We start from the raw sequence: 20,480 nt of genomic DNA, 5'->3' as shown, positions 1-20,480 counted from the left end.
TGAGGAAGCCGTGCCCCGGTAGGGGCCCTTCCGTGATGCCGTCATAGCCGGCGTGTATGGGTGGGGGAGTGCGCCGCCGGGGCACGCGGCCGCGCCGCTCGCGCCCCGGCGGAGTGGGGCGATCAGCAGCAGCGGCTCTGCGGGTTGGCCTCGCGGTGACGCGTCCGGTGGCGTTCGTACGCCCGCCGGGTGGGCACCGGTTCGCCGGGATGCCGCTCCCTGTGCCGCCGGCAGTGGCGTTCGTAGTCCGCCGTGCCCGAGATCTCCCGCAGATACCAGGCGAGTCCCCCCAGCAGCCGGGTCAGCGGGCCGGGAAGCGCGATCCGGCTCACGGCCTGCCCGCCGGCTCGGCGGACGCGTCGGCGAGGGCTCCGGAGCGGGACGCCGGGACGGTGATGGCGGATTCGACGTGGGGCGCCTCCGTCGTGGGCAGCGGCTCCCGGGACCGTACGGCGCGGACGCAGATCACGGCGGCGTGCCCGACCACGAGTACCACCATGACGAGGAAGGCGGCCATGACGACGCCGTCCACCGTCGAGTTGAGCACCACCGTCTCCATGTCCTGAAGCGACTTGGCCGGGGCGAGGATCTTCCCCTCGTCGAGCGCGTCCGCGTACAGCGAGCGCTGCGCGAAGAAGCCGATCTTCGGGTCGTCGGCGAAGATCTTCTGCCAGCCGGCGATGAACGTGACCGCCAGGTCCCACACCAGCGGGACGCCCGTGACCCAGGCCCAGCGCAGCTTGCCGGCCTTGATGAGCAGCGTGGTGCACAGGGCCAGCGCGATGGCCGCCAGCAGTTGGTTGGCGATGCCGAACAGCGGGAAGAGCTGGTTGATCCCGCCGAGCGGGTCGGTGGCGCCGACGTACAGGAAGTAGCCCCACATGGCGACCATGACGGCGCTGGTGATCCAGATGCCCGGCTTCCAGGAGACCCGGCCGATGGGCTTCCAGACGTTGCCGAGCATGTCCTGGAGCATGAAGCGGCCGACCCGGGTGCCGGCGTCCACGGTGGTCAGGATGAACAACGCCTCGAACATGATGGCGAAGTGGTACCAGAACGCCTTCATGGCGGCGCCACCGAAGATCCCCGAGAAGATCTCCGACATGCCGAGGGCCAGGGTGGGCGCGCCGCCGGTGCGGGCGATCAGGGTCTGTTCCTCCACGGACTTGGCCGCCGCCGCCAGGTCCTCCGGGCTGATGGTGAAGCCGAGGTTCGCCACCGCCTGGGAGGCGCTGTCCACCGTGGTGCCGAGCAGGCCCGCCGGTGCGTTCATGGCGTAGTACAGGCCGGGGTCGAGGACGGAGGCCGCGATGAGCGCCATCACGGCGACGAACGACTCCATGAGCATCGCGCCGTAGCCGATGAGCCGTACCTGCGACTCCTTCTGGATGAGCTTGGGGGTGGTGCCGGAGGCCACGAGGGCGTGGAAGCCGGACAGCGCGCCGCAGGCGATGGTGATGAACAGGAACGGGAACAGCGCCCCGGCGAAGACCGGTCCGGTGCCCGAGGAGGCGAACTGGCTCACGGCGTCGTTCTTCAGCAGCGGTGCGCTGAACACCACGCCGACGGCGAGCAGCACGATCGTGCCGATCTTCATGAAGGTGGACAGGTAGTCGCGGGGCGCCAGCAGCATCCACACGGGCAGGACCGAGGCGACGAAGCCGTATCCGATCAGGCAGAAGACCAGCGTCGTCGGCGCCCAGGTGAACGTGCCGGCGAGCGAGGAGTTCTCGACCCAGCCGCCGCCGACGATCGCCAGCAGCAGGAGGGCGACGCCGATGAGGCTGGTCTCGAGGACCCGGCCCGGCCGCAGGTAGCGCATGTAGAAGCCCATGAACAGGGCGATGGGGATCGTCATGGTCACCGAGAACGTGCCCCACGGGGACTGCGCCAGGGCGTTGACGACGACGAGGGCGAGTACCGCGAGGATGATGACCATGATGGCGAGGACGGCGATCAGCGCGGCCACGCCGCCGACCCTGCCGATCTCGTCGCGCGCCATCTGCCCGAGACTCTTGCCGTCCCGTCGCATCGAGACGAACAGCACGACCATGTCCTGGACCGCTCCGGCGAAGATCACTCCGACGACGATCCAGAGGGTGCCCGGGAGATAACCCATCTGCGCGGCCATGACGGGTCCGACGAGCGGGCCGGCTCCCGCGATGGCGGCGAAGTGGTGCCCGAACAGGATGCGCCGGTCGGTGGGCTGGAAGTCGATGCCGTCGTCGAGGCGTTCGGCCGGCGTCGCTCTCGTGTCGTCGAGTTCGAGGACACGGCGGGCGATGAAACGCGAGTAGAAGCGATAGGCGATCGCGTACGAGCCGAGGGCCGCAGCGACCAGCCAGATCGCGGAGACGTCCTCCCCCCGGGACAGGGCGACCACGCCCCACGCGGCGGCGCCGACCAGGGCGACGCCCGTCCATATGAGGATCGATTTCAGGGGTGGCCGCGTGCTGCGGGCGCCGTTGACGGACACGGTGGCTCCAAGTGGTCGGGGATGCGGGCGCATCTCAGTAAGGGGGTCCCGTCGGCGGGCAGTTGCCCTGCCTCGCCCACGGGCGGGCGGTGCCGGGCCGGGCCGGCGTTGCTCCCGGTGCCGCCGGCAGCGGGGCGCCAGGGTGCTTCTCAGCCAGCTCAGCGTCGTGATCCACGGACATCCGCGGCGGCGTTCGGGCAGGTGATGCCCTTCGCCGCGGCCGTGTACCGCTCTGCGTCGATGGGCTGTTCATTGGCTGGAATCAGTGGTTCACTCCTCAGCGGTCAGGGTCGATCTCGCTCGACGCTGATGGCTTCCGGCCTGACGACGGCCTCCTGGCACGGGGTTCGCGTCCGGTAGTTGCTCGGTGACCCGAGAGGGTTTACCGCGACTCGGCCGAGTTCTCTTCCCGGCGGCACAGGGCGTCGCTCCCGGGGAACGGGACCGGCCGCGCTCCGGACTGACATCGCGTCACTTCGAGCGTGGAGGAGCCATGAACAGCCCTGGCGCTGTCATCACTTGTTCGATCGTCGTCCTCGTCGGGTCGGCGATCGCCTTGCGGGGTGCCCGCCCGGCTCCGGGAGGAACCGGGGCCGGGACGGAACTCGAGGACTGGGCCCTGGCCGGCCGTGGGCAGGGCAGCGGTCTTCTCTGGTGCCTGCTCGGCGGCACCGTGTACACGGCGTACACCTTCACCGCCGTGCCGGCCGCCGTCTTCACCTCCGGCGGCATCGGGTTCTACGCCCTGCCCTACACGGTGATCATCTGTGCGATCGGCTTCGTCCTGCTGCCGCGGCTGGCGGCGACGGCGCGGGCCCACGGGCACGTCACCGTCGCCGACTTCGTGCGGGTGCGCTACGGGTCGCCGCTCCTCGCCCTCGCCGTCTCGCTGACCGGCATCTTCGCCCTGATGCCGTACATCGCGCTCCAACTGCTCGGCCTGCGCGCCGTGCTCAGCGTGCTGGGGATGCGGCAGGACGGGCTCATGGGCGACCTGGCCCTCACCGCGGTGTTCGCCGTGCTCGCCGTCTCCACCTACCGTTACGGACTGAGAGCCCCCACCCTGGTCTCGGTCGTCAAGGCGGCGCTCGTCATCGGCGCGACCGTCGCCGTCGCCGGACTCGTCCTGACCGGACTCGGGTCGCCGGCCGAGCTCTTCGCCCGCGCCGAGGCGGCCTTCTCGGCCCAGGAGGGCGCCGCCGCGCTCGTACCGGACCCCTCGCTGACACCGGCGTACGTCTCGCTCTTCGTGGGCTCGGCCCTGGCGCTGTTCGCCTTCCCGCACGTCCTCCAGGTCGCGTTCTCCGCCCGCTCCGGCGACGTGCTGCGCAGGACGTCCGTCGCCCTCTTCGGGTGGACGGCGATGCTCGGCCTGTTCGCCCTCTTCGGCATCGCGGCCCTCGCGGCGGGAGTGAACCCCCCGCAGGGGCGCAGCGAACTGGCGATCCCGCTGCTCGTCCGCGAACTCGCACCTGGGTGGGCGGCCGGGCTGATCCTGGGCGCCGTCGTGGTGGCGGCGCTGGTGCCGGCCGCCGTGATGTCCATCGGCGCGGCGACCCTCTTCGCCCGGAACGTCTACCTGGAGTTCGTGAACCCCACGGCCACCGGTGCGCAGGTGACCCGGACGGCCCGGCTGATGTCGTTGGTCGTCAAGGTCGGGGCGCTGGCGTTCGCGCTGGGGGTGCGCGACCAGGCCGCCATCAACCTGCATCTGCTGGGGGCGGTGTGGGTCCTCCAGATCCTGCCCTCGATCGTGCTGGGGCTCCTGCACCGCACCCCGCACCGCGTCTCCCTGCTCTCGGGCTGGCTGCTGGGCATGCTGGTCGGCACCGCGCTGGTGAGCCGGGGAGGCTTCTCCTCCCTCGTGCGGCTCTCGTACGGCCCGCTGGACGTCCAGGTGTACGCGGGCGTCGTCGGCCTCGCCGTCAACCTCTCGGTGGTGGCGGTGACGAGCCCGCTGCTGGACCGCGTCGGCGTGCCCCGCGGACTGTCGGGGCTGCTCGGACCGGCCGGCGGCGCGGTGCGCCGGAACGGGGTGGCCAAGTGAGGGAGACGGACAAGCCCTGGCGCCGCACCGACGGCCGCACGACGACGCTCGGGGACCGGATCCCCGGCCCCCCGGGCGCCGCGGACGGCCCTTCGCTCCCGGCCGGCACCGAACCCGGCGTGGACCTGCGCGACGTGGAACGCGAAACCGCGATGATCCGGCTCTTCGACGGCCACCACGCCCAACTGGTGCGGCTGGCCGTGCTGCTGGGAGCCGACCAGGACGCCGAGGACGTCGTGGCGGAGGCGTTCTGCGTGCTGCACAGCCGCTGGTACCGACTTCGTGCGCCGGAGTCCGCGGCCGCGTACCTTCGTTCCGTGGTGTGCAATCTCGTCCGGATGCGGATACGGCGTCTGCAGGTCTCGCGTCGCCATGCGGACGTGCAGCTCGAGACCATCGCCTCCGCCGAGTCGACCGCGATGCTGCACGAGGACCAGCGGCAGGTCGTCGACGCACTGAAGAACTTGCCGACACGGCAGAGGGAGGCTCTGGTGCTGCGGTACTGGATGGACCTCAAGGAACGGGAGATAGCCGACGCCATGGGGATCAGCCCCGGCGCGGTCAAGTCGCACATCTCCCGTGGCATGCACGCCCTCTCGCGTGCCATGGGAACGCATCGATGAGTGTCGACGACCCCGAGACCCGGCTGCGCGACACCCTCGACTCGCTCGCCTCGACGGTGGTGCCGTCACCGGACACCTATGCCCGGGCGCGAGAGGAGTGGCAGCGCCGGGACCGCAGGCGGCGGCTGGTCATGCTGGTGCTGGCCGTGCTGATCGTGGCCGTCGCCGACGTGGTGGGGCTGTGGGCGCTGAACTCCCTCAGCGAGCCGGACCCGGCCCCGCGTCACGAACGCATCGACGTGGTCGTCCAGCCCTGAGGCCGCGGCGCGGGCCGCCGGGCGCGGGACGCGACGACGCCGAGGGGCCGCGGAGTCGATCCGCGGCCCCTCGGCGTACGCAGGGTCAGCTCATGTCGCCGGAGAGCCGCCACAGTGCTTCGACCACACGCTCCACGTCCTCCTCCTGGTGGAAGAGGTGCGTGGAGATGCGGACCGCCTGGTGCGGTCTGGCGGATCCGACGACCGGGAAGTCGCTGGTGCGGATCACGATGCCGTACTCGTCCTTGAGCCGTGCGACGAGCTTGGCGGTCTTCGCCGCGTCGTGGACGTCGCGCGGGTCGCGGAACGGCGCGAGGGAGGTGAGCCCGCAGACCAGCCGGGGGTCGTCCTTCGGCGAGTAGAGGGAGCCGACGCCCCAGCGCTCGGCGATCAGGTCCTTGGTGTACGCGGAGAGCTGGAGGACGCGTTCCTGGATCCTGTCGCGTCCGATACGGTCCCAGATCTCGCAGACGTTGCGGACACCGCTCATGATCGCCAGGCTGCTGTTGCCGACGCTCTGGAGCATCGCGGCGATGTCGTAGCTCGCCGTCGCTCCCGACGTGCGCGGCGGCACTCCGCCCTCCGCCGGGTACGAGCTGGAGACCACGGGCCAGAACTCGGGCAGCGGGTTGGGGTTGTAGCGGGGGAGCACCTTGTTGCGGATGTAGAGCACGCCGGTACCGCCCGGCCCGCACTGCCACTTCGCCGCGGAGCCGGCGAGGAAGTCCACGCCGAGTTCGTGGAAGTCGTACGCCATCATGCCCGGTATGTGGGCGCCGTCGACGACGCTGATCAGGCCGTGGTCCTGGGCGAGCTTGGCCAGCATCGCGACGGGCAGCATCGTGCCCGTCTTGTAGGTGGGCGCGGAGAACATCAGCACCTTGGTCCGCGGGGTGATGGCCCGGCGGAACAACTCGACGTAGTCCTCGGCCCGTTGCCCGTTGCCGACCGGGAGGGCCACCCGCTTGATCACGACCCCGTGGCGGTCCCGGGCCAGCGCGATCGGCACGTTCCCGCCGGAGTGCTCGTGGTTGGTGGTGAGGATCTCGTCGCCCTCCTTCAGGGCGAGCCCGGCCAGGATCTTCGACATGCCGTCGCTGGTGTTGTGCGTGATGACGACCTCGTCGGGATCGCACCCGTATCCCTGCGCCGCCACGGCCCGCACGTCGGCGAAGTCGCTGTAGGAGGAGGTCGCCTTGACGGCCACCTCGCGGTGGACCCGGTCGAGGGTGTCGAGCACCTCGCGCGGGGGCGAGCCGACGGTGCCGACGTTCATGAACAGGACCTTCTCGTCCAGCACGAACAGCCGCTCCACGGCCTTCCAGAACTCCGGCGAGGAAGCGGGCGGAAGAGCGGCGGACGTCGCGCCGCCGGCGGCCGCGGCAGGTGAGACGCCGACCGACCCGATGCCGACGGAGGCGGCACCCGCGCCCAGCAGGCCGACGAATCCGCGCCGTGAGACCCCGGCGCCCGCACGGGAGTTCAGTTTGGTCAGGGACATGTCATTCTCTTTTCGGTGATCGCTCAGCGGACGGCGATTGCGGAGATCTCGACCTTGGCGTCGCGCGGCAGTCGCGCCACTTCGACGGTGGCCCGGGCGGGCGGGGCGGAGGAGCCGAAGAACTCGGCGTACGCGGCGTTGAAGCGGGCGAAGTCGTCCAGGTCGGCCAGATAGACCGTGGTGTTCACGACGTGGTCCAGCGACAGCCGGTCGGCCTCGAGGACCGCCTGGACGCTGCGCAGGGCCCGGCGCGTCTGCTCCTCGACGGAGGCGTCCGCCGGAATCTGCCCGGTCGCGGGGTCGATCGGGAGCTGTCCGGACACGAAGACGAGGTTCCCGGCCGAGATGCCCTGCGAGTAGGGCCCGATGGCGGCCGGCGCGTCCGGTGTGGAGATGGCCCTGTGCCATGTGTGATCGGTGTCGGCGGACGCTGCTCCCGCGCCCGCGATCAGGACGGCGGCCGCGCCCAGGGCGAGCAGGGTCCGCCGGGAGTTGCGGCGGCCGCCCTCCGCGGGTCCGGGGCGGGGTGGTGAGTGGGGCGCTGTCGTCACGAGGTTCCTCCTGATCGTCAACACGTACGCCTGCGCGGCGTGGTGCTTGTTGGTTGCGGCAGGAGGGGGAAGGTTTACGGGAGCCGCGACTTTCTCACCGCGCGGCGGATCACCGGCGGACCCGGGGCCGGCGCGCCGCCCGTCGTCCTCAGGCGGGGGAGGCGGGCGGCGCGACGTGACGCGGCGCCCGCGCGGGCAGGGGCCGGGGCCGCACCGCCTGCTTCATCACGATGGTCGAGTTGAGGCTGCGCACGCCCGGCAGGTGGATGAGCACGGTCTCGTAGAGGTGCTGGTAGGACGGCAGGTCGGCGGTGACGACGCGGATCAGGTAGTCGGGTTCGCCGAACAGCCGCTGCGCCTCGACGATCTCGGGGATGTCCGCGAGCGCCGCGTCGAAGTCGGTGATCGCGTCGGGCCGGCCGAGGGTGGCGAACGCCAGCACCTCGAATCCGTATCCCATGGCCGCCGCGTCGACGACGGCACGGTATCCCCGGATGACACCGGCCGCCTCCAGGTCACGGACGCGTCGCTGGCACCGGGAGACGCTGAGCCGGACCCGCTCGGCCAGATCGGTGAGCGTGATCCGGCCTTCGGCCTGGAGGAGGGCAACAATCTTGCGATCCATGGCGTCCATGCGCGAAATATTAGCCCTGGCAGCCCCGGGGTGGGCAAAACTCACGAACACTTTGCGCGGTGTCGTGGCTAGCATCCAGCCATGGCAACCGACCCCACCTCCCGTGACCGGATACGACCGGCCGTCCCGGCCCGCACCGGCGGACCGGTATTCGACACCGTCGTCGACCGCAGGAACAGCAACTCCATGAAGTGGGCCTGCGCCCATCAGCTCCTGAGCCCGGAGGAGGCCGCCGCCGACCCGCTGCCCATGTGGGTCGCCGACACCGACTTCAAGGCACCCCAGGTCGTCATCGACGCGCTCCACGAGGCCGTGGACCACGGCGTCTTCGGTTATCCCGGCGGGGCGACGGACAGCTATACGGACGCCGTGACCGGCTGGCAGGCCAAGCGGTTCGGCTGGGAGGTGCCGCGCGAGTGGGTGATGCAGACCCCCGGCGTCATCACCACGCTCAAGACGGTCGTGCAGGCGTTCTCCGCGCCGGGCGACTCGGTCCTGATCCAGCCGCCGGTCTACGCCCACTTCCACGACGACGTCCTGCGCAACGGCCGCCACCTCGCGTACGCGCCCCTGCGGAGGACCGACGACGGCTACCGGTTCGACGCCCGGACCTTCGAGGCCGCCATCCGCCCCGACACCAAGCTGTTCATCCTCAGCCACCCCCACAACCCCACCGGAAACGTGTGGACCGAGGACGAACTGCGGACCATGGGCGAGATCTGCGCCCGCCACGGCGTCCTGGTCGTCTCCGACGAGATCCACCAGGACCTCGTCCTCGACCCGGGCAGGAAGCACATCCCGTTCGCCTCGCTCGGCGAGCGGTTCGCGCGCAACAGCATCACCTGCACCGCCCCCAGCAAGACGTTCAACCTCCCCGGCCTGCAGAGCGCCAACGTCTTCGTCCCCGACCCGCGGCTGCGCGCCGAACTGGCCCGCCAGTACGAGCGCAACATGATGCCGCTGGTCAACGTGCTGGGCATGGTCGCCGCCGAAGCCGCCTACACGCACGGTGAGCCGTGGCTGGAGGACCTGCTCACCTACCTGCGGGCCAACCACGCCCACTTCGCGCGGACGGTCAACTCCGCCACGTCCAAGGTGCGCGTCCTGCCCGCCGACTCCCTGTACCTGGCGTGGATGGACTGCCGGGGCCTCGGGATGGACGCCGAGTCGCTGAACACGTTCATGCTCACCAAGGCCCGGCTGTGGCTGGACAAGGGACAGAAGTTCGGCATCGAGGGCCACGGATACATGCGGGTCAACCTGGGCTGCCCCCGCTCCACGGTGGACGAGGCCATCGGCCGGCTGCTCACCGCCGTCGGGAGCCTCTGACAGGGGAAACCTGGAGGGGACCTCGGGGGCGGGTGGGGGATGTGCCCGACGGCCCAAGCGGCTCGACCGGAAGCCTTGCGGCATGTCCCGTCCCAGGCGCGTTCCCCCTCGTCGTCGGCTCGCGCGCCGTCGTCCTCGCCGTCGTCGCCGGCGGGCTCTTGTGGCGGACCCTCGGCCGGGTGACGGGGTGTGCCGTTCGTACGCATCGGAGCCCTCCGGCGTTTCGCGACGACGGTGATCGGTTACCCCAGTGAACTCCGGTCGGCACCCGAGGTGGCCGGCCACGCGTACCTGAGGTGACCCATGCGTCTGCTGCTCGTCCACCCCAGCGCTCTGATGTACTCGGAGATCTTTCTCCGGCTGGAGCCGCTCGGGCTCGAACGTGTGGCCGGCGCGGCGCGCGAGCTGGGCCACGAGGTCCGCGCGGTCGACCTCCAGGTGCTCTCGCACCGCGACCTGGACAAGGAGATCGCCGGATTCCGTCCCCAGGCACTCGGCATCTCCCTCAACTACCTGGCCAACATCCCCGAGGCCATCGAGATCGCCGCACGGGTGAAGGCCGCCCTGCCGGACTGCTTCGTGTTCTTCGGCGGGCACAGCGTGTCCTTCGTCGCCGACGACGTGCTGGAGCAGGCGCGGGGGGCCGTCGACGCCGTGGTGAAGGGCGAGGGGGAACCCGCCGTCGGACCCCTGCTGGAGGCCGTACGCGACGGCGGGGTCGAGGGCGTGCCCGGCGTCGTCACCCCGCACGGCCGCGGCCCGGCGCCCACGCTGATGCACGGCATCGACACGCCCCGCCCCGCCCGGGACCTCATGCGGCGCCGCAACCGGTACTTCATCGGGGAACTCGATCCGTGCGCGTCCATCGAGTTCACCCGGGGCTGCCCGTGGGACTGCTCGTTCTGCTCGGCGTGGACCTTCTACGGCCGCAACTACCGCAAGGCGTCCCCGGAGGCGGTCGCGGACGAGCTGGCGAGCATCCGGGAACCCAACGTGTTCGTCGTCGACGACGTGGCGTTCATCCGGCCCGAGCACGGCGACGGCATCGCCGCCGAACTGGAGCGCAGGCGCATCCGCAAGCGCTACTACCTGGAGACCCGCGCCGACGTCCTGCTGCGCAACACCGAGGTCTTCGAACGCTGGGCGCGACTGGGTCTGAACTACATGTTCCTCGGCATGGAGGCACTCGACGAGGAGGGCCTGGACCAGTTCCGCAAGCGGATCAGCCCCGACGAGAACTTCCACGCCCTGGAGACGGCCCGCAAGCTGGGCATCATGGTGGCGATCAACCTCATCGTCGACCCCGACTGGGACTCCGCCAGATTCCGGCTGGTGAGGGAGTTCGCCCTGTCCGTGCCGGAGATCGTGCACCTGACCGTGATGACGCCCTACCCGGGTACGGAGATCTGGCACACCGAGGCGCGGCGGCTGACCACCCGGGACTACCGGCTCTTCGACATCCAGCACGCCGTGGTGCCGACCCGGCTGCCGCTGGAGGAGTTCTACCGGGAGCTGGTGCGGACCCAGTCGGTGATCAACCGCAAGCACCTGGGGCTGCGCACGGCGCTCGGCGCGGGTCGGGTCCTGGGCCGGAACCTGCTGCGCGGGCAGACCAACTTCGCGCGGATGCTGTGGAAGTTCAACAGCGTCTACAACCCCGCCCGGCAGCTCGCCGACCACCGGCGCCCGGTGCGCTACGAGCTGCCCCTCCCTCCGCAGGTGGAGATCGGCGACCGCCGGGAGCTGTACGTCCACTCCCGTCCCCCTCGGGCCAACGGCTGAGGGGCGGGGCGGGGCGCCGGCACCGCGCCCGTCGAGTGATGCGAACGACGCGGGGCACCTGGGTAAAATTGCGAACAAAGTGCCGCAGAGTGTCCGGTGGGCCGAAGAGCCGCACGGCGTGACGCGCCCTCGGTGGCCGCACCGGCGAGAAGAGGTGCGCCATGGATCCATGGCTCGTCTGGCTGATCGTCGCGGCCGTTCTGGCGGTGGCGGAGATCTTCACGCTCACCGCCGCGCTCGGCATGCTGAGCGCGGCCGCGCTGGTCACGTCCGGATGCGCCGCCGCCGGGTTGACGGTGCCCTGGCAGTTCTTGGTGTACGCCGTGGTCGCCACGATCACGGTCCTGTTCGTGCGCCCGGTCGCGCTGCGCCACATGATGCGGCAGCCCCAGGCGGCACGGTTCGGCATCGACGCGCTGGTGGGCAAGTCCGCCTACGTCACCTCGGAGGTGACGGGCATGGGCGGCAGGGTCCGTATCGACGGTGAGGAGTGGACGGCCCGCGCCTATGACGAGACGCTGGTGATCGCCCCCGGGTCGACCGTCGACGTCATACGGATCAGCGGCACCACCGCCTTCGTCTACCCACGGGACTGAAGTCATGGAAATGTCCGCGTCCATCATCGCCGGCGTGATCGTCGCGCTCATCGCGATCTTCACCGTGATGCGGGCGGTGCGCATCGTGCCCCAGGCGCGCGCTCGCAACGTCGAGCGGCTCGGCCGCTACCACCGCACGCTGACCCCCGGGCTCAGCCTGGTCATCCCCTTCATCGACCGGGTGCGTCCGCTGATCGACCTGCGGGAACAGGTCGTCTCCTTCAAGCCGCAGCCGGTCATCACCGAGGACAACCTCGTCGTCGAGATCGACACGGTCCTGTACTTCCAGGTCACCGATCCGCGAGCGGCCTTCTACGAGATCGCCAGCTTCCTCCAGGCCGTCGAACAGCTCACCGTCACCACGTTGCGCAACGTGGTGGGCTCGATGGACCTGGAGAAGACGCTCACGTCCCGGGACACCATCAACAGCCAGCTCCGCGGCGTACTGGACGAGGCCACCGGCAAGTGGGGGCTGCGCGTGAACCGGGTGGAGATCAAGGCCATCGACCCCCCGCAGTCCATCAAGGACGCGATGCAGAAGCAGATGCGCGCCGAACGGGACAAGCGCGCGGCGATCCTCGGCGCGGAGGGCCAGCGACAGTCGCAGATCCTCACCGCCGAGGGCGACAAGCAGGCCGCCGTCCTGCGCGCCGAGGGCAACCGGACCGCGGCCATCCTCCAGGCCGAGGGTCAGTCCCGGGCCATCGACGAGGTGTTCCAGGCGGTCCACCGCAACGACCCCGACCCCAAGCTCCTCGCCTACCAGTACCTCCAGGCACTGCCCCAGCTCGCGCAGGGTGAGGGCAACAACTTCTGGGTCATCCCCAGCGAGATCACCTCCGCGCTCCAGGGTGTGTCCCGGGCCTTCGGCGAGGTGCTGCCTCCGTCGGCGGCCACCCGGGAGAAGCCGACGGACGACGACATGGCCGCCCAGGCCGCGAGCGACACGGCGCAGGCGGCGGAAGCCGCCGCGGAGGCGCTGGCCGACGCGGCCAAGGCCGACGGGGCCGCCCCGCCCGATCAGCTCCCGCCCCAGTCACCGCCCTGACAGCCGGCGCCGGTGCTCCGGCGCCGGGGCCTACGGGGCGAGCGGCGGTCAGCCGTGGTAGGTGATGTAGCCGTTGCCGTCGCGGTCGTCGGCCTTCTTGGTGTACGCGTGGACGTCGGCGCGGGCGCCGCCCGGCTTGTACAGGTAGACGGTGTCCTTGTCGTTGTTCCACAGGAAGTTGCAGTTCTGCCGGTAGGCGACGTTCTTGGCGTCGCTGTCGGTACCCCGGCCGCCGCGCAGGCTGACCTGGTCGCCGGGCTCGAGGACGTGGTTGCTCCTGAAGGTGTAGGTGTTGCCCGCGGCGTCCTTGACGACGTAGCCCTTGAGATTGACGTTGCCGCGCGAGTAGTTCTTGATCGTCAGGTACTCGTTGTGGGTGTTGCCGCCCGAGCACTTGTTGGAGTCACGGCCGGGCGCGTCGTACTGGATGCCCTTGATCTTCAGGGCCGAGGAGTACTCGGCGGCCTGGACCGGAGCGGCCCCGGCGAGGCCGAGCGCGGTGACGGCGGCGGTGGCCGCGGCGGCGGTCAGGGTACGGGGTATGCGCATGAGGTCCCCCCTCAGTGGTGCGAATGGTCCCCAGGAGCATACGTGTGGTGATCATTCGATGAAGAAGAAATGAAGAAATTGTGATGACTCGGGGCTGCCCCGCGGTACGCGCCGGGCGGACACGCGTGACAGCGGCGGAGGACGAGCGGAAGGCAGGTGGGGGCCAACCGCACTCATGAGCAGGGGAGTTGAGGACCTCGACCGTCACCATGTGTCATGCTGCGATCATGACTGACCGAGACGACTGGAGCAGCAGGCTGCAGACCGATCGTCCCCACTCGGCGCGTGTGTGGGACTACCTGCTCGGCGGAAAGAACCACTACCTGGTGGACAGCCGGGCCGGCGACCTGATCCTCGAGAACTTCCCCGAGTTCGCGGCCATCGCCCGTGTGCAACGGCGCTTCCTGGAGCGGGTGGTGCGTTTCCTGGCGCGCGACGCCGGGATCCGCCAGTTCCTCGACGTCGGCACCGGGCTGCCCACCGCCAACAACACCCACGAGGTCGCCCAGCGCATCGCGCCCGAGAGCCGGGTCGTCTACGTGGACAACGACCCCATCGTCCTCGCCCACGCCGACGCGCTGCTGCACAGTACGCCGGAGGGCAGGTGCGCCTACCTCGACGCCGATGTGCGCGATCCGCGCAAGATCCTCGATCAGGCGGCTCACACGCTGGACTTCGACCGGCCCGTCGGGCTGATGCTGCTCAACATCATGGGCCAGGTCTCGGACGAGGAGGGGCCCGAGCGCATCGTGGCCGAGCTGGTCGACGCCCTTCCCCGGGGCAGCTACGTGGCCCTCAGCGACGGCACGGCCACCAGCGACCGGCTCAAGGTGGCCGTCGAGGCGTACAACGCGCAGTCCGTCAACACGTACCACCTGCGCGCGCCCGAGCGGATCGGGAGCTTCCTGCGGGGGCTGCGGCTGGTCGAACCGGGTCTGGTCAGGTCGGCCGACTGGCGCCCGGACCCCGAGTCCGAGGCCGTCACCCGCGAACAGGGCCACGCCGTCGGCGCGGTGGGGGTGAAGGAGTAGGGGCTCCTTGCGGGCCGCCGCCGTCGGAGCGCGAGCGCGTCGAGCGGGACGGAAAGCGGTCGACAGCGGTCGTGACGGGAGACGATCATGCGGTCATGCCTCTGAGAGACACCCTCGCCCGTGTCGACGCGGACCTGGCCGCCGGCCGGGTCCCCGTCGCGCGTCAGCGTCTGCGCGGGCTGGTGTCGTCCTTTCCCGACGACCTGGCGCTGCGTCGGCGCCTGGCGGAGGTGTACCGCCTGTACGGGGAGCCCGCGGAGGCGGGCCGCTGGATGTACCTCGAACAGGACCGGGACCCGGCCGAGACCTCCGCCTTCGAGGCGAGATACCGCACGGGGCCCCGGCGTATGCGGGCCCTCGCCTGGCGGGGCCCGGAGTCGCTCGCCGGCACGGCGTTCGCCGCCGGGCAACTGTCGGCGGTGCGCACGGCCTGCTCCGCGGCCGTCGGGCGCCACGTCGACTGGGACACGGTGCCGTCCGGCGAGGGGACGGGCGGCGAGGGAGGCACCGTCGGCGGCTTCCTCGCCGGGGCGGGATGCCTGGTGGCCGCCCTGGCATTCCTCGCGATCCGGATGAACGGACTCCTCGCCCTCTTCCGGTGACCCGGCCCGGGGTTACCGTCCTGCCATGCCCCGAACACCCGAGAACGGCCCCACCCGGCACCCCGTCACCCCGGACGACCTCGACCTCGCCGTACGCCTCGCGGTGACGCTTCTCCACGAGGCGCCCCCGGCCGCGTGGGAGGCCAGGGCCGGTTCGCTGGAGTGGGACTGCTGGGAGACCGTCGAGCACCTCGCCGACGACCTCTTCGCCTACGCCGCCCAACTGGGCCCGAGCACACCGCCCGCCGACGGCGAGGTGCCCTTCGTGTGGGAGAGCCGCCGGGCCGGTGGTCCCGCGAACGCCGTCCACGCCGACCGCGCGGCCGGGCCCGCCGGCCTGCTCCAGGTCCTGGAGGCGTGCGGCGCGATGCTGGTCGCCATGGTGCGCACGAAGCCCCCGGGGACCCGCGCCCACCACGTCTTCGGCGCCTCGGACCCCGAGGGCTTCGCAGCGATGGGGATCGTCGAGACCCTCGTGCACACGCACGACCTGGCCGACGGGCTCGGACTCACCTGGGCCCCTCCCGCCGACCTGTGCGCACGGGTGCTCGCCCGGCTGTTCCCCGGCGCACCGGACTCCGCCGACCCGTGGCCCACCCTGTTGTGGGCCACCGGACGGGCGGAACTGCCGGGACATCCCCGACGGGTCACCTGGCGGTGGGACGGCACACCCCGGCCCTGACGTCATACCGGTCCGCGCCGCGATCTACAGTGCTGTAGAAAAGCCTCCGGAGCATGATCGTTCACCGCATCGGCCCGCCGGCGCCCTCACCCACGCGGGGGCCGGGCCGACCGTCGTGCCATGTGAAGGAGACAAGGCAGCAGGATGCCGCACAGACAGATCCCCACCTCCCGCACCGTCCTGGCCGAGCGGTGCGGCGCCATCGTCCGGGCCCGCTGGTTCGCGGTCACCGTCTTCGTCCTGATCCTCGTCAACGCCGCGCTGCTCGGCGTCGAGACCTACTCCGGACTCGTCGCCGACTGGCACCACTGGTTACGTCTTGCCGAACACGCCTGCCTGGCGGCGTTCACCGTGGAGATCCTGCTGCGGATCGGCGCGCACGCCGACCGCCCCGGGGGGTTCTTCAAGGACCCCTGGAACCTCTTCGACCTGGCCGTGGTCCTGTGCGCCTTCCTGCCCGCCGTGCGGGAGAACACGACCGTCCTGCGCCTGCTGCGCCTGGCCCGCGTCCTGCGGACCGCCCGCTTCCTGCCGCAACTGCGCGTCGTGCTCCTGGCGGTGGCCCGCAGCCTGCCCGGCACGCTCAGCTTCCTGCTCGTCGGCGCCCTGCTGCTGTACGTGTACGCGATGGTCGGCTGGGTCTTCTTCGGTGCCCAGGACCCCGGGCACTACGGATCCATCGGCCGTGCCGTGCTCACCCTCTTCCTGCTGATGACCCTGGACGGCATCGGCGACGCCGTCCACGCGGGCCTGGACATCTCCCGCTGGAGCCTCCTCTACTACGGCTCCTACGTACTGCTGGCATCCTTCGTCCTCGTCAACGTCCTCATCGGTGTCGTCCTCACCTCCCTCGACGAGGCCCGCGAGATGGACGCGTCCCCGTCGCGCGAGGAGCGGCGGCCTCCTGACGGGCCGGACGGCCCCGTGCTGGCCCTGCGCATCGAGGCGGCCCGCCGGGCCCTGGACGAACTGGAACGCGAACTGGCGCGGACGGCCCCACCCCCGGCCGACGGCGCGGATCCCCCGGTCCCCACGGCGCGAAGACGCGAATGAGCCCCCGCCGAACCCGCTCGACACCGGCGTGCGCCGCCTGCCGGTCACCTCGCCGCAGGGCCGGTACGCGTGACGGGCGGAGCCTCGCGGCCCGCCCTCCGCGTCCCCGCCCGGGCCGGAGGGCGGGGCGTTGTCAGTGCCCGGTGGCAGGATCCGCCCCATGACGAACTCCGCCGCGATCAGGGCGTACTGGGACGCCGCCGCCGACGAATTCGACGCCGAGCCGGACCACGGGCTGCGCGACGAAGCCACCCGGGAGGCGTGGGCCGAGCGCCTGGCCTCCTGGCTGCCCGGCACCGCCGCCGACGTCCTCGACGCGGGCTGCGGGACGGGCTCGCTCTCGCGCCTGATGGCCCGCGCGGGGCACCGGGTCACCGGGGTGGACCTCGCGCCGCGGATGGTCGGGCGGGCCCGCGCCAAGCTGGCCTCCGCCGGGCTGGCGGGCCGGTTCCTGGTGGGCGACGCCGCCGCTCCGCCCACCGGCGACGCCCGGTTCGACGTCGTGCTGTCCCGGCACCTCGTGTGGACCCTGCCCGATCCCGGGGCCGCGCTGCGGGAATGGACCGGGCGGCTCCGGGCGGGCGGCACGCTGATCCTGGTCGAGGGCCGGTGGCGCGAGGCCGGGCAGAGCGGGCAGCCGTACGTGGCGGGCGGCGGGACCCTGCCGTGGCACCGCGGCGTCGCCGCGGACGAACTCGCCACCGCCGTCCGGCCCCTGGTGGCCGGCCTGCGGGTGGAGGACCTCAGCCACGACGCCCGGCTGTGGGGCCGCGCCGTCGACGACGAACGCTACGCCCTGATCGCGTGGGTGGCCTGACCGGCGGACCGCGCACCCGGGGGCGGGCCTCAGCAGTGCGCGTGGAGCCCGTCGGCCGCATCCCGGTGGCTGTGCCGCCAACCCCCGGGCACCCGTACGGCGTCCGCGAGGTGGGGGTGACCCTCGTCCAGGTCGACGTGCTCGTGCTCCACCGGCGCCGCCCGGTCCCGCTCCCGCGACGGCCACAGCCGGACCGCCAGCAGCCCGGCGGCCAGCGCGACGAGACCGAGCACGACGACCGCCGAACGCAGCCCGGCTGCCGCGCCGAGCCAGCCCGCCAGCGGATACGTCAGCAGCCAGCAGGCGTGCGACAGCGAGAACTGCGCCGCGAACGCCGACGTACGCCCGCCCGCCGGGACGGCGGACCGGACCAGCCTGCCGGCCGGCGTGAGCACCGCCGAGCAGGCGGCGCCGAAGGCGGCCCAGGCCAGCAGCAGCGCGGGCCAGCGCCAGTCGCCGCCGGGGGCCGAGGTGAGGACGCCGAGCCCGGCGAAGACCGGCGTGAGCAGCAGGGCGCCGCACAGCATCACCGTGCGGTCGCGGACCCGGTCCAGCAGCCGGGGCAGTACCAGGGCGGCGGCCATCGAGCCACCGCCGTAGGCACCGAGGGCGAGCGAGAGGTCGGTGGCACCGCGGCCCAGCAGATCGCGGACGTACACGACGCTGTTGACGGTCACCGTCGCGCCCGCCGCCGCGACCGCGAGGTCCAGGGCGAGCAGGGCGCGCAGCCGGGGGACACGGAAGAAGAGCCGGCTGCCCGCCGTGGCCCCGGCGCGGGCGCTCCCGCTGTCCGGCCCGGCGGCGGCCGGCTTGGGCAGGACCGCCGCGACCACCAGCGCCGCCGAGGCCAGGAAGCCGGCCACCGTGCCCAGGAACAGCCAGTCGTACGTGACCAGGGAGAGCAGCGCGGCGGCGAGCGCCGGGCTGAACAGGCTCTCCAGGTCGTAGGCGAGGCGGGAGAGCGACAGCGCCCGGGTGTAGTCCCGCTCGGCCGGCAGCACGTCGGGGACGACCGCCTGGAAGGTGGGCGTGAACACCGCCGACGCCGACTGGAGCAGGAAGATCAGGACGTACACCTGCCACACCTGGTCCACGAACGGCAGCATCACCGCGACCCCGGCCCGCGTCAGGTCCGCGCCGACCATCAGGGTCCGCCGCGGCAGCCGGCCGGCGATCGCGCCGACGGCCGGGGCGATCGCCACGTAGGCCACCATCTTGATGGCCAGGGCGGTGCCGAGCACCTGTCCGGCGTCCGCCCCCGCGAGGTCGTACGCCAGCAGGCCGAGCGCGACCGTCGCCAGGCCGGTGCCGCTCAGGGCGACGACCTGTGCGGTGAAAAGGCGGCGGTACGTGCGGTCGCGCAGGACGGCGAGCATGCGGGAACCCCCTCGGCCGGCGGTGTGAGCACCAGGGACCACCACCATAGCCACATGTGCGCATCTGCGCACCTGACGAGGACGGGGCAGTGGGCGGCCGTCGGCGCTCACGGCGCCCTCGGGCCCTTAGGCTGTGTCCATGCCTGCTCGCGAACCCCTGCCTACTGCGCCCGGTGCGCATCTGCGCCCGCCGGACAGCGCGCGCCTCGCGGAGGCGACCGAGGTGTTCGCCCTGCTCTCCGACGTGACCCGGCTGCATCTGCTCTGGCTGCTCGCCCACGGGGAGTCGGACGTCGGTTCGCTCGCCGAGCGGTGCACGGCCTCCCGCACGGCGGTCAGTCAGCACCTGGCCAAGCTCCGGCTCGCCGGGCTGGTCGACACGCGGCGGGAGGGCAGGTACGTGTACTACAGCCTCCGCGACGGGCACCTGCGGCGGCTGGTGATGGAAGCCCTCAGTCACGCGGACCACCGGGTCAGCGGACAGGCGCCGCACGACTGACCCCCGGCCGGCGACGGGGGAGGTGCCGGGCACCTGGGGCGCCGGGGCAGGGTGACTCGAGGCGAATTCGCCCGCGAACCCCTCTAAAATGGCACGAAGACCGTGTCACGCCGCCTCCGGCAAGAGGACCAGGAATGTCCGGCGAATCCGAGCCCCGCACCGCCGATGCCCGACGCGCCCTGGAACAGGAACGCGCCGACCTGCGAGCGGAACGGGAGAAGGTCGCGGCGACGCCGGCGGACTCCGACGCGGAGGTCGGCGACCGCGCCGACGCGGCCGAGGAACGGCAACGCGCCGACGTGCTCCGGCGGTCGGACTCCCGCATCGCGGACATCACCACGCGCCTCACCGGTGCCGCGGACGCCGGTCCGCCCCCGGCCGACGTGGTGGGCGTGGGCAGTTCGGTCACCGTGCGCCACGGCGACGGCACGCGGGAGACCCTGCGCGTCGGCGAGCGCGCCGAGGCCCCGGACCGGGAACCGGTCACGGCCGACAGCCCTCTCGGGAGCGCCCTGACCGGCCACCGGCCCGGGGACACGGTCGAGTACGACACCCCCGAAGGACGCGAGAGCGCCGTCGTCGTGTCCCTGGGCGGGGCGTAGCCGCGCCCCGGCCGACAGCCCCCGACGGGAGGATCCGCCGTGGCCGTGCAGATCACCTACCGCAGGATCTACGAGGAGCCGTCGTCGCAGGACGGCAGGCGGGTGCTCGTGGACCGCCTGTGGCCGCGCGGTGTGAGCAAGGAACGCGCCCACCTGGACACGTGGCTGAAGGGCGTGGCGCCCTCGACCGGTCTGCGCCACTGGTACCACCACGACCCCGGACGCTTCGCCGAGTTCCGCCGCCGCTACGTGGCCGAACTGGACGATCCCGAGCACGAGGACGCCGTCCGGGAGTTGTGCGCCCTGGCCTCCCACGGCAAGGTCACGCTGCTGACCGCCACCAAGGACGCGGACCACAGCGAGGCGGCCGTCCTCGCCGAGTGGCTGAACGACCGCACCGGGAGGCACAAGGGGTGAAGCGCACC

22 protein-coding genes are annotated in these 20,480 nt (G+C 71.8%); 15 read left to right on the top strand and 7 right to left on the bottom strand.

The window, feature by feature from the left end; all coding sequences use genetic code 11:
• Positions 1-122: 122 nt before the first annotated feature.
• On the bottom strand, positions 123-332 hold the full coding sequence (locus ACH499_RS28260) for a YbdD/YjiX family protein (RefSeq protein ID WP_365594947.1): 210 nt from the start codon (positions 330-332) through the stop codon (positions 123-125).
• Complete coding sequence (locus ACH499_RS28255; RefSeq protein ID WP_399019225.1) at positions 329-2,509, bottom strand: carbon starvation CstA family protein; 2,181 nt, start codon at positions 2,507-2,509, stop codon at positions 329-331. Before ACH499_RS28255 ends, ACH499_RS28260 begins: the two co-directional genes overlap by 4 nt.
• Before the next feature lie 460 nt (positions 2,510-2,969).
• Between ACH499_RS28255 and ACH499_RS28250 the strand changes: the two genes are divergently transcribed.
• From ACH499_RS28250 to ACH499_RS28240, 3 genes are read left to right on the top strand one after another with little or no spacing between them, the layout of a single operon-like run.
• On the top strand, positions 2,970-4,523 hold the full coding sequence (locus ACH499_RS28250) for a sodium:solute symporter (protein WP_399019224.1): 1,554 nt from the start codon (positions 2,970-2,972) through the stop codon (positions 4,521-4,523).
• A complete protein-coding gene (locus ACH499_RS28245) occupies positions 4,520-5,146 on the top strand; it encodes a SigE family RNA polymerase sigma factor (protein ID WP_356205114.1) in 627 nt (208 codons plus the stop codon). The genes ACH499_RS28250 and ACH499_RS28245 overlap by 4 nt, the downstream gene beginning before the upstream one ends.
• A complete protein-coding gene (locus ACH499_RS28240; RefSeq protein ID WP_356205113.1) occupies positions 5,143-5,403 on the top strand; it encodes a hypothetical protein in 261 nt (86 codons plus the stop codon). Before ACH499_RS28245 ends, ACH499_RS28240 begins: the two co-directional genes overlap by 4 nt.
• A gap of 85 nt (positions 5,404-5,488) precedes the next feature.
• Here the strand turns inward: ACH499_RS28240 and ACH499_RS28235 are convergent, their stop codons facing one another.
• The 3 genes from ACH499_RS28235 to ACH499_RS28225 all read right to left on the bottom strand — a co-directional run bounded on the left by ACH499_RS28235 (position 5,489) and on the right by ACH499_RS28225 (position 8,089).
• A complete protein-coding gene (locus ACH499_RS28235) occupies positions 5,489-6,904 on the bottom strand; it encodes an aminotransferase class V-fold PLP-dependent enzyme (protein ID WP_399019222.1) in 1,416 nt (471 codons plus the stop codon).
• 23 nt (positions 6,905-6,927) lie between these two features.
• Positions 6,928-7,455, bottom strand: a complete 528-nt coding sequence (locus ACH499_RS28230; protein WP_399019220.1) for a RidA family protein — start codon at positions 7,453-7,455, stop codon at positions 6,928-6,930.
• Between the two features lie 148 nt (positions 7,456-7,603).
• Positions 7,604-8,089 (bottom strand): Lrp/AsnC family transcriptional regulator, encoded by a 486-nt coding sequence (locus tag ACH499_RS28225; protein WP_356205110.1) that lies wholly within the window; start codon positions 8,087-8,089, stop codon positions 7,604-7,606.
• A gap of 81 nt (positions 8,090-8,170) precedes the next feature.
• Here ACH499_RS28225 and ACH499_RS28220 point away from each other — a divergent pair, with 81 nt between their 5' ends.
• From ACH499_RS28220 to ACH499_RS28205, 4 genes are all read left to right on the top strand, one after another.
• The gene (locus ACH499_RS28220; protein WP_399019218.1) at positions 8,171-9,418 is read left to right on the top strand and encodes a MalY/PatB family protein; all 1,248 of its coding nucleotides are present in this window, start codon (positions 8,171-8,173) and stop codon (positions 9,416-9,418) included.
• 303 nt (positions 9,419-9,721) lie between these two features.
• Positions 9,722-11,200, top strand: a complete 1,479-nt coding sequence (hpnR, locus tag ACH499_RS28215; RefSeq protein ID WP_356205108.1) for a hopanoid C-3 methylase HpnR — start codon at positions 9,722-9,724, stop codon at positions 11,198-11,200.
• 161 nt (positions 11,201-11,361) lie between these two features.
• Positions 11,362-11,796 carry an NfeD family protein gene (locus ACH499_RS28210; RefSeq protein ID WP_356205107.1) on the top strand — a complete coding sequence of 145 codons (435 nt, stop codon included), beginning with the start codon at positions 11,362-11,364 and terminating at the stop codon, positions 11,794-11,796.
• 4 nt (positions 11,797-11,800) lie between these two features.
• Positions 11,801-12,844: an SPFH domain-containing protein gene (locus tag ACH499_RS28205; RefSeq protein WP_356205106.1), complete on the top strand. Its 1,044-nt coding sequence runs from the start codon at positions 11,801-11,803 to the stop codon at positions 12,842-12,844.
• 48 nt (positions 12,845-12,892) lie between these two features.
• Here ACH499_RS28205 and ACH499_RS28200 read toward each other — a convergent pair whose 3' ends face one another.
• Positions 12,893-13,393 carry a lamin tail domain-containing protein gene (locus ACH499_RS28200; protein ID WP_356205105.1) on the bottom strand — a complete coding sequence of 167 codons (501 nt, stop codon included), beginning with the start codon at positions 13,391-13,393 and terminating at the stop codon, positions 12,893-12,895.
• A 227-nt stretch (positions 13,394-13,620) separates the two neighbouring features.
• Between ACH499_RS28200 and ACH499_RS28195 the strand changes: the two genes are divergently transcribed.
• The 5 genes from ACH499_RS28195 to ACH499_RS28175 all read left to right on the top strand — a co-directional run bounded on the left by ACH499_RS28195 (position 13,621) and on the right by ACH499_RS28175 (position 17,578).
• Positions 13,621-14,424, top strand: a complete 804-nt coding sequence (locus ACH499_RS28195; protein ID WP_399019214.1) for an SAM-dependent methyltransferase — start codon at positions 13,621-13,623, stop codon at positions 14,422-14,424.
• Positions 14,425-14,519: 95 nt separating this feature from the next.
• A complete protein-coding gene (locus ACH499_RS28190; RefSeq protein ID WP_399019212.1) occupies positions 14,520-15,026 on the top strand; it encodes a DUF6584 family protein in 507 nt (168 codons plus the stop codon).
• A gap of 25 nt (positions 15,027-15,051) precedes the next feature.
• Positions 15,052-15,708 carry a hypothetical protein gene (locus tag ACH499_RS28185; RefSeq protein ID WP_399019210.1) on the top strand — a complete coding sequence of 219 codons (657 nt, stop codon included), beginning with the start codon at positions 15,052-15,054 and terminating at the stop codon, positions 15,706-15,708.
• A gap of 144 nt (positions 15,709-15,852) precedes the next feature.
• Positions 15,853-16,761, top strand: coding sequence for an ion transporter (locus ACH499_RS28180; RefSeq protein ID WP_399019208.1), 909 nt, complete (start codon positions 15,853-15,855; stop codon positions 16,759-16,761).
• Between the two features lie 160 nt (positions 16,762-16,921).
• Positions 16,922-17,578 carry a class I SAM-dependent methyltransferase gene (locus ACH499_RS28175; protein WP_399019206.1) on the top strand — a complete coding sequence of 219 codons (657 nt, stop codon included), beginning with the start codon at positions 16,922-16,924 and terminating at the stop codon, positions 17,576-17,578.
• Positions 17,579-17,607: 29 nt separating this feature from the next.
• Here ACH499_RS28175 and ACH499_RS28170 read toward each other — a convergent pair whose 3' ends face one another.
• Positions 17,608-18,954: an MFS transporter gene (locus ACH499_RS28170; protein ID WP_399019204.1), complete on the bottom strand. Its 1,347-nt coding sequence runs from the start codon at positions 18,952-18,954 to the stop codon at positions 17,608-17,610.
• A 139-nt stretch (positions 18,955-19,093) separates the two neighbouring features.
• Between ACH499_RS28170 and ACH499_RS28165 the strand changes: the two genes are divergently transcribed.
• The 3 genes from ACH499_RS28165 (at position 19,094) to ACH499_RS28155 (ending at position 20,472) form a co-directional block, all read left to right on the top strand.
• On the top strand, positions 19,094-19,453 hold the full coding sequence (locus ACH499_RS28165; RefSeq protein WP_356205098.1) for a metalloregulator ArsR/SmtB family transcription factor: 360 nt from the start codon (positions 19,094-19,096) through the stop codon (positions 19,451-19,453).
• A 134-nt stretch (positions 19,454-19,587) separates the two neighbouring features.
• A complete protein-coding gene (locus ACH499_RS28160) occupies positions 19,588-20,055 on the top strand; it encodes a GreA/GreB family elongation factor (protein WP_399019201.1) in 468 nt (155 codons plus the stop codon).
• 39 nt (positions 20,056-20,094) lie between these two features.
• Positions 20,095-20,472, top strand: coding sequence for a DUF488 domain-containing protein (locus ACH499_RS28155; RefSeq protein WP_399019199.1), 378 nt, complete (start codon positions 20,095-20,097; stop codon positions 20,470-20,472).
• Positions 20,473-20,480: the final 8 nt, after the last annotated feature.

The organism is Streptomyces sp. NPDC018947 (genome assembly GCF_044390505.1).
Classification (GTDB): domain Bacteria; phylum Actinomycetota; class Actinomycetes; order Streptomycetales; family Streptomycetaceae; genus Streptomyces.
The sequence above is the reverse complement of the archived record's forward strand: the minus strand, read 5'-3'. Positions and strand labels throughout refer to the sequence as shown.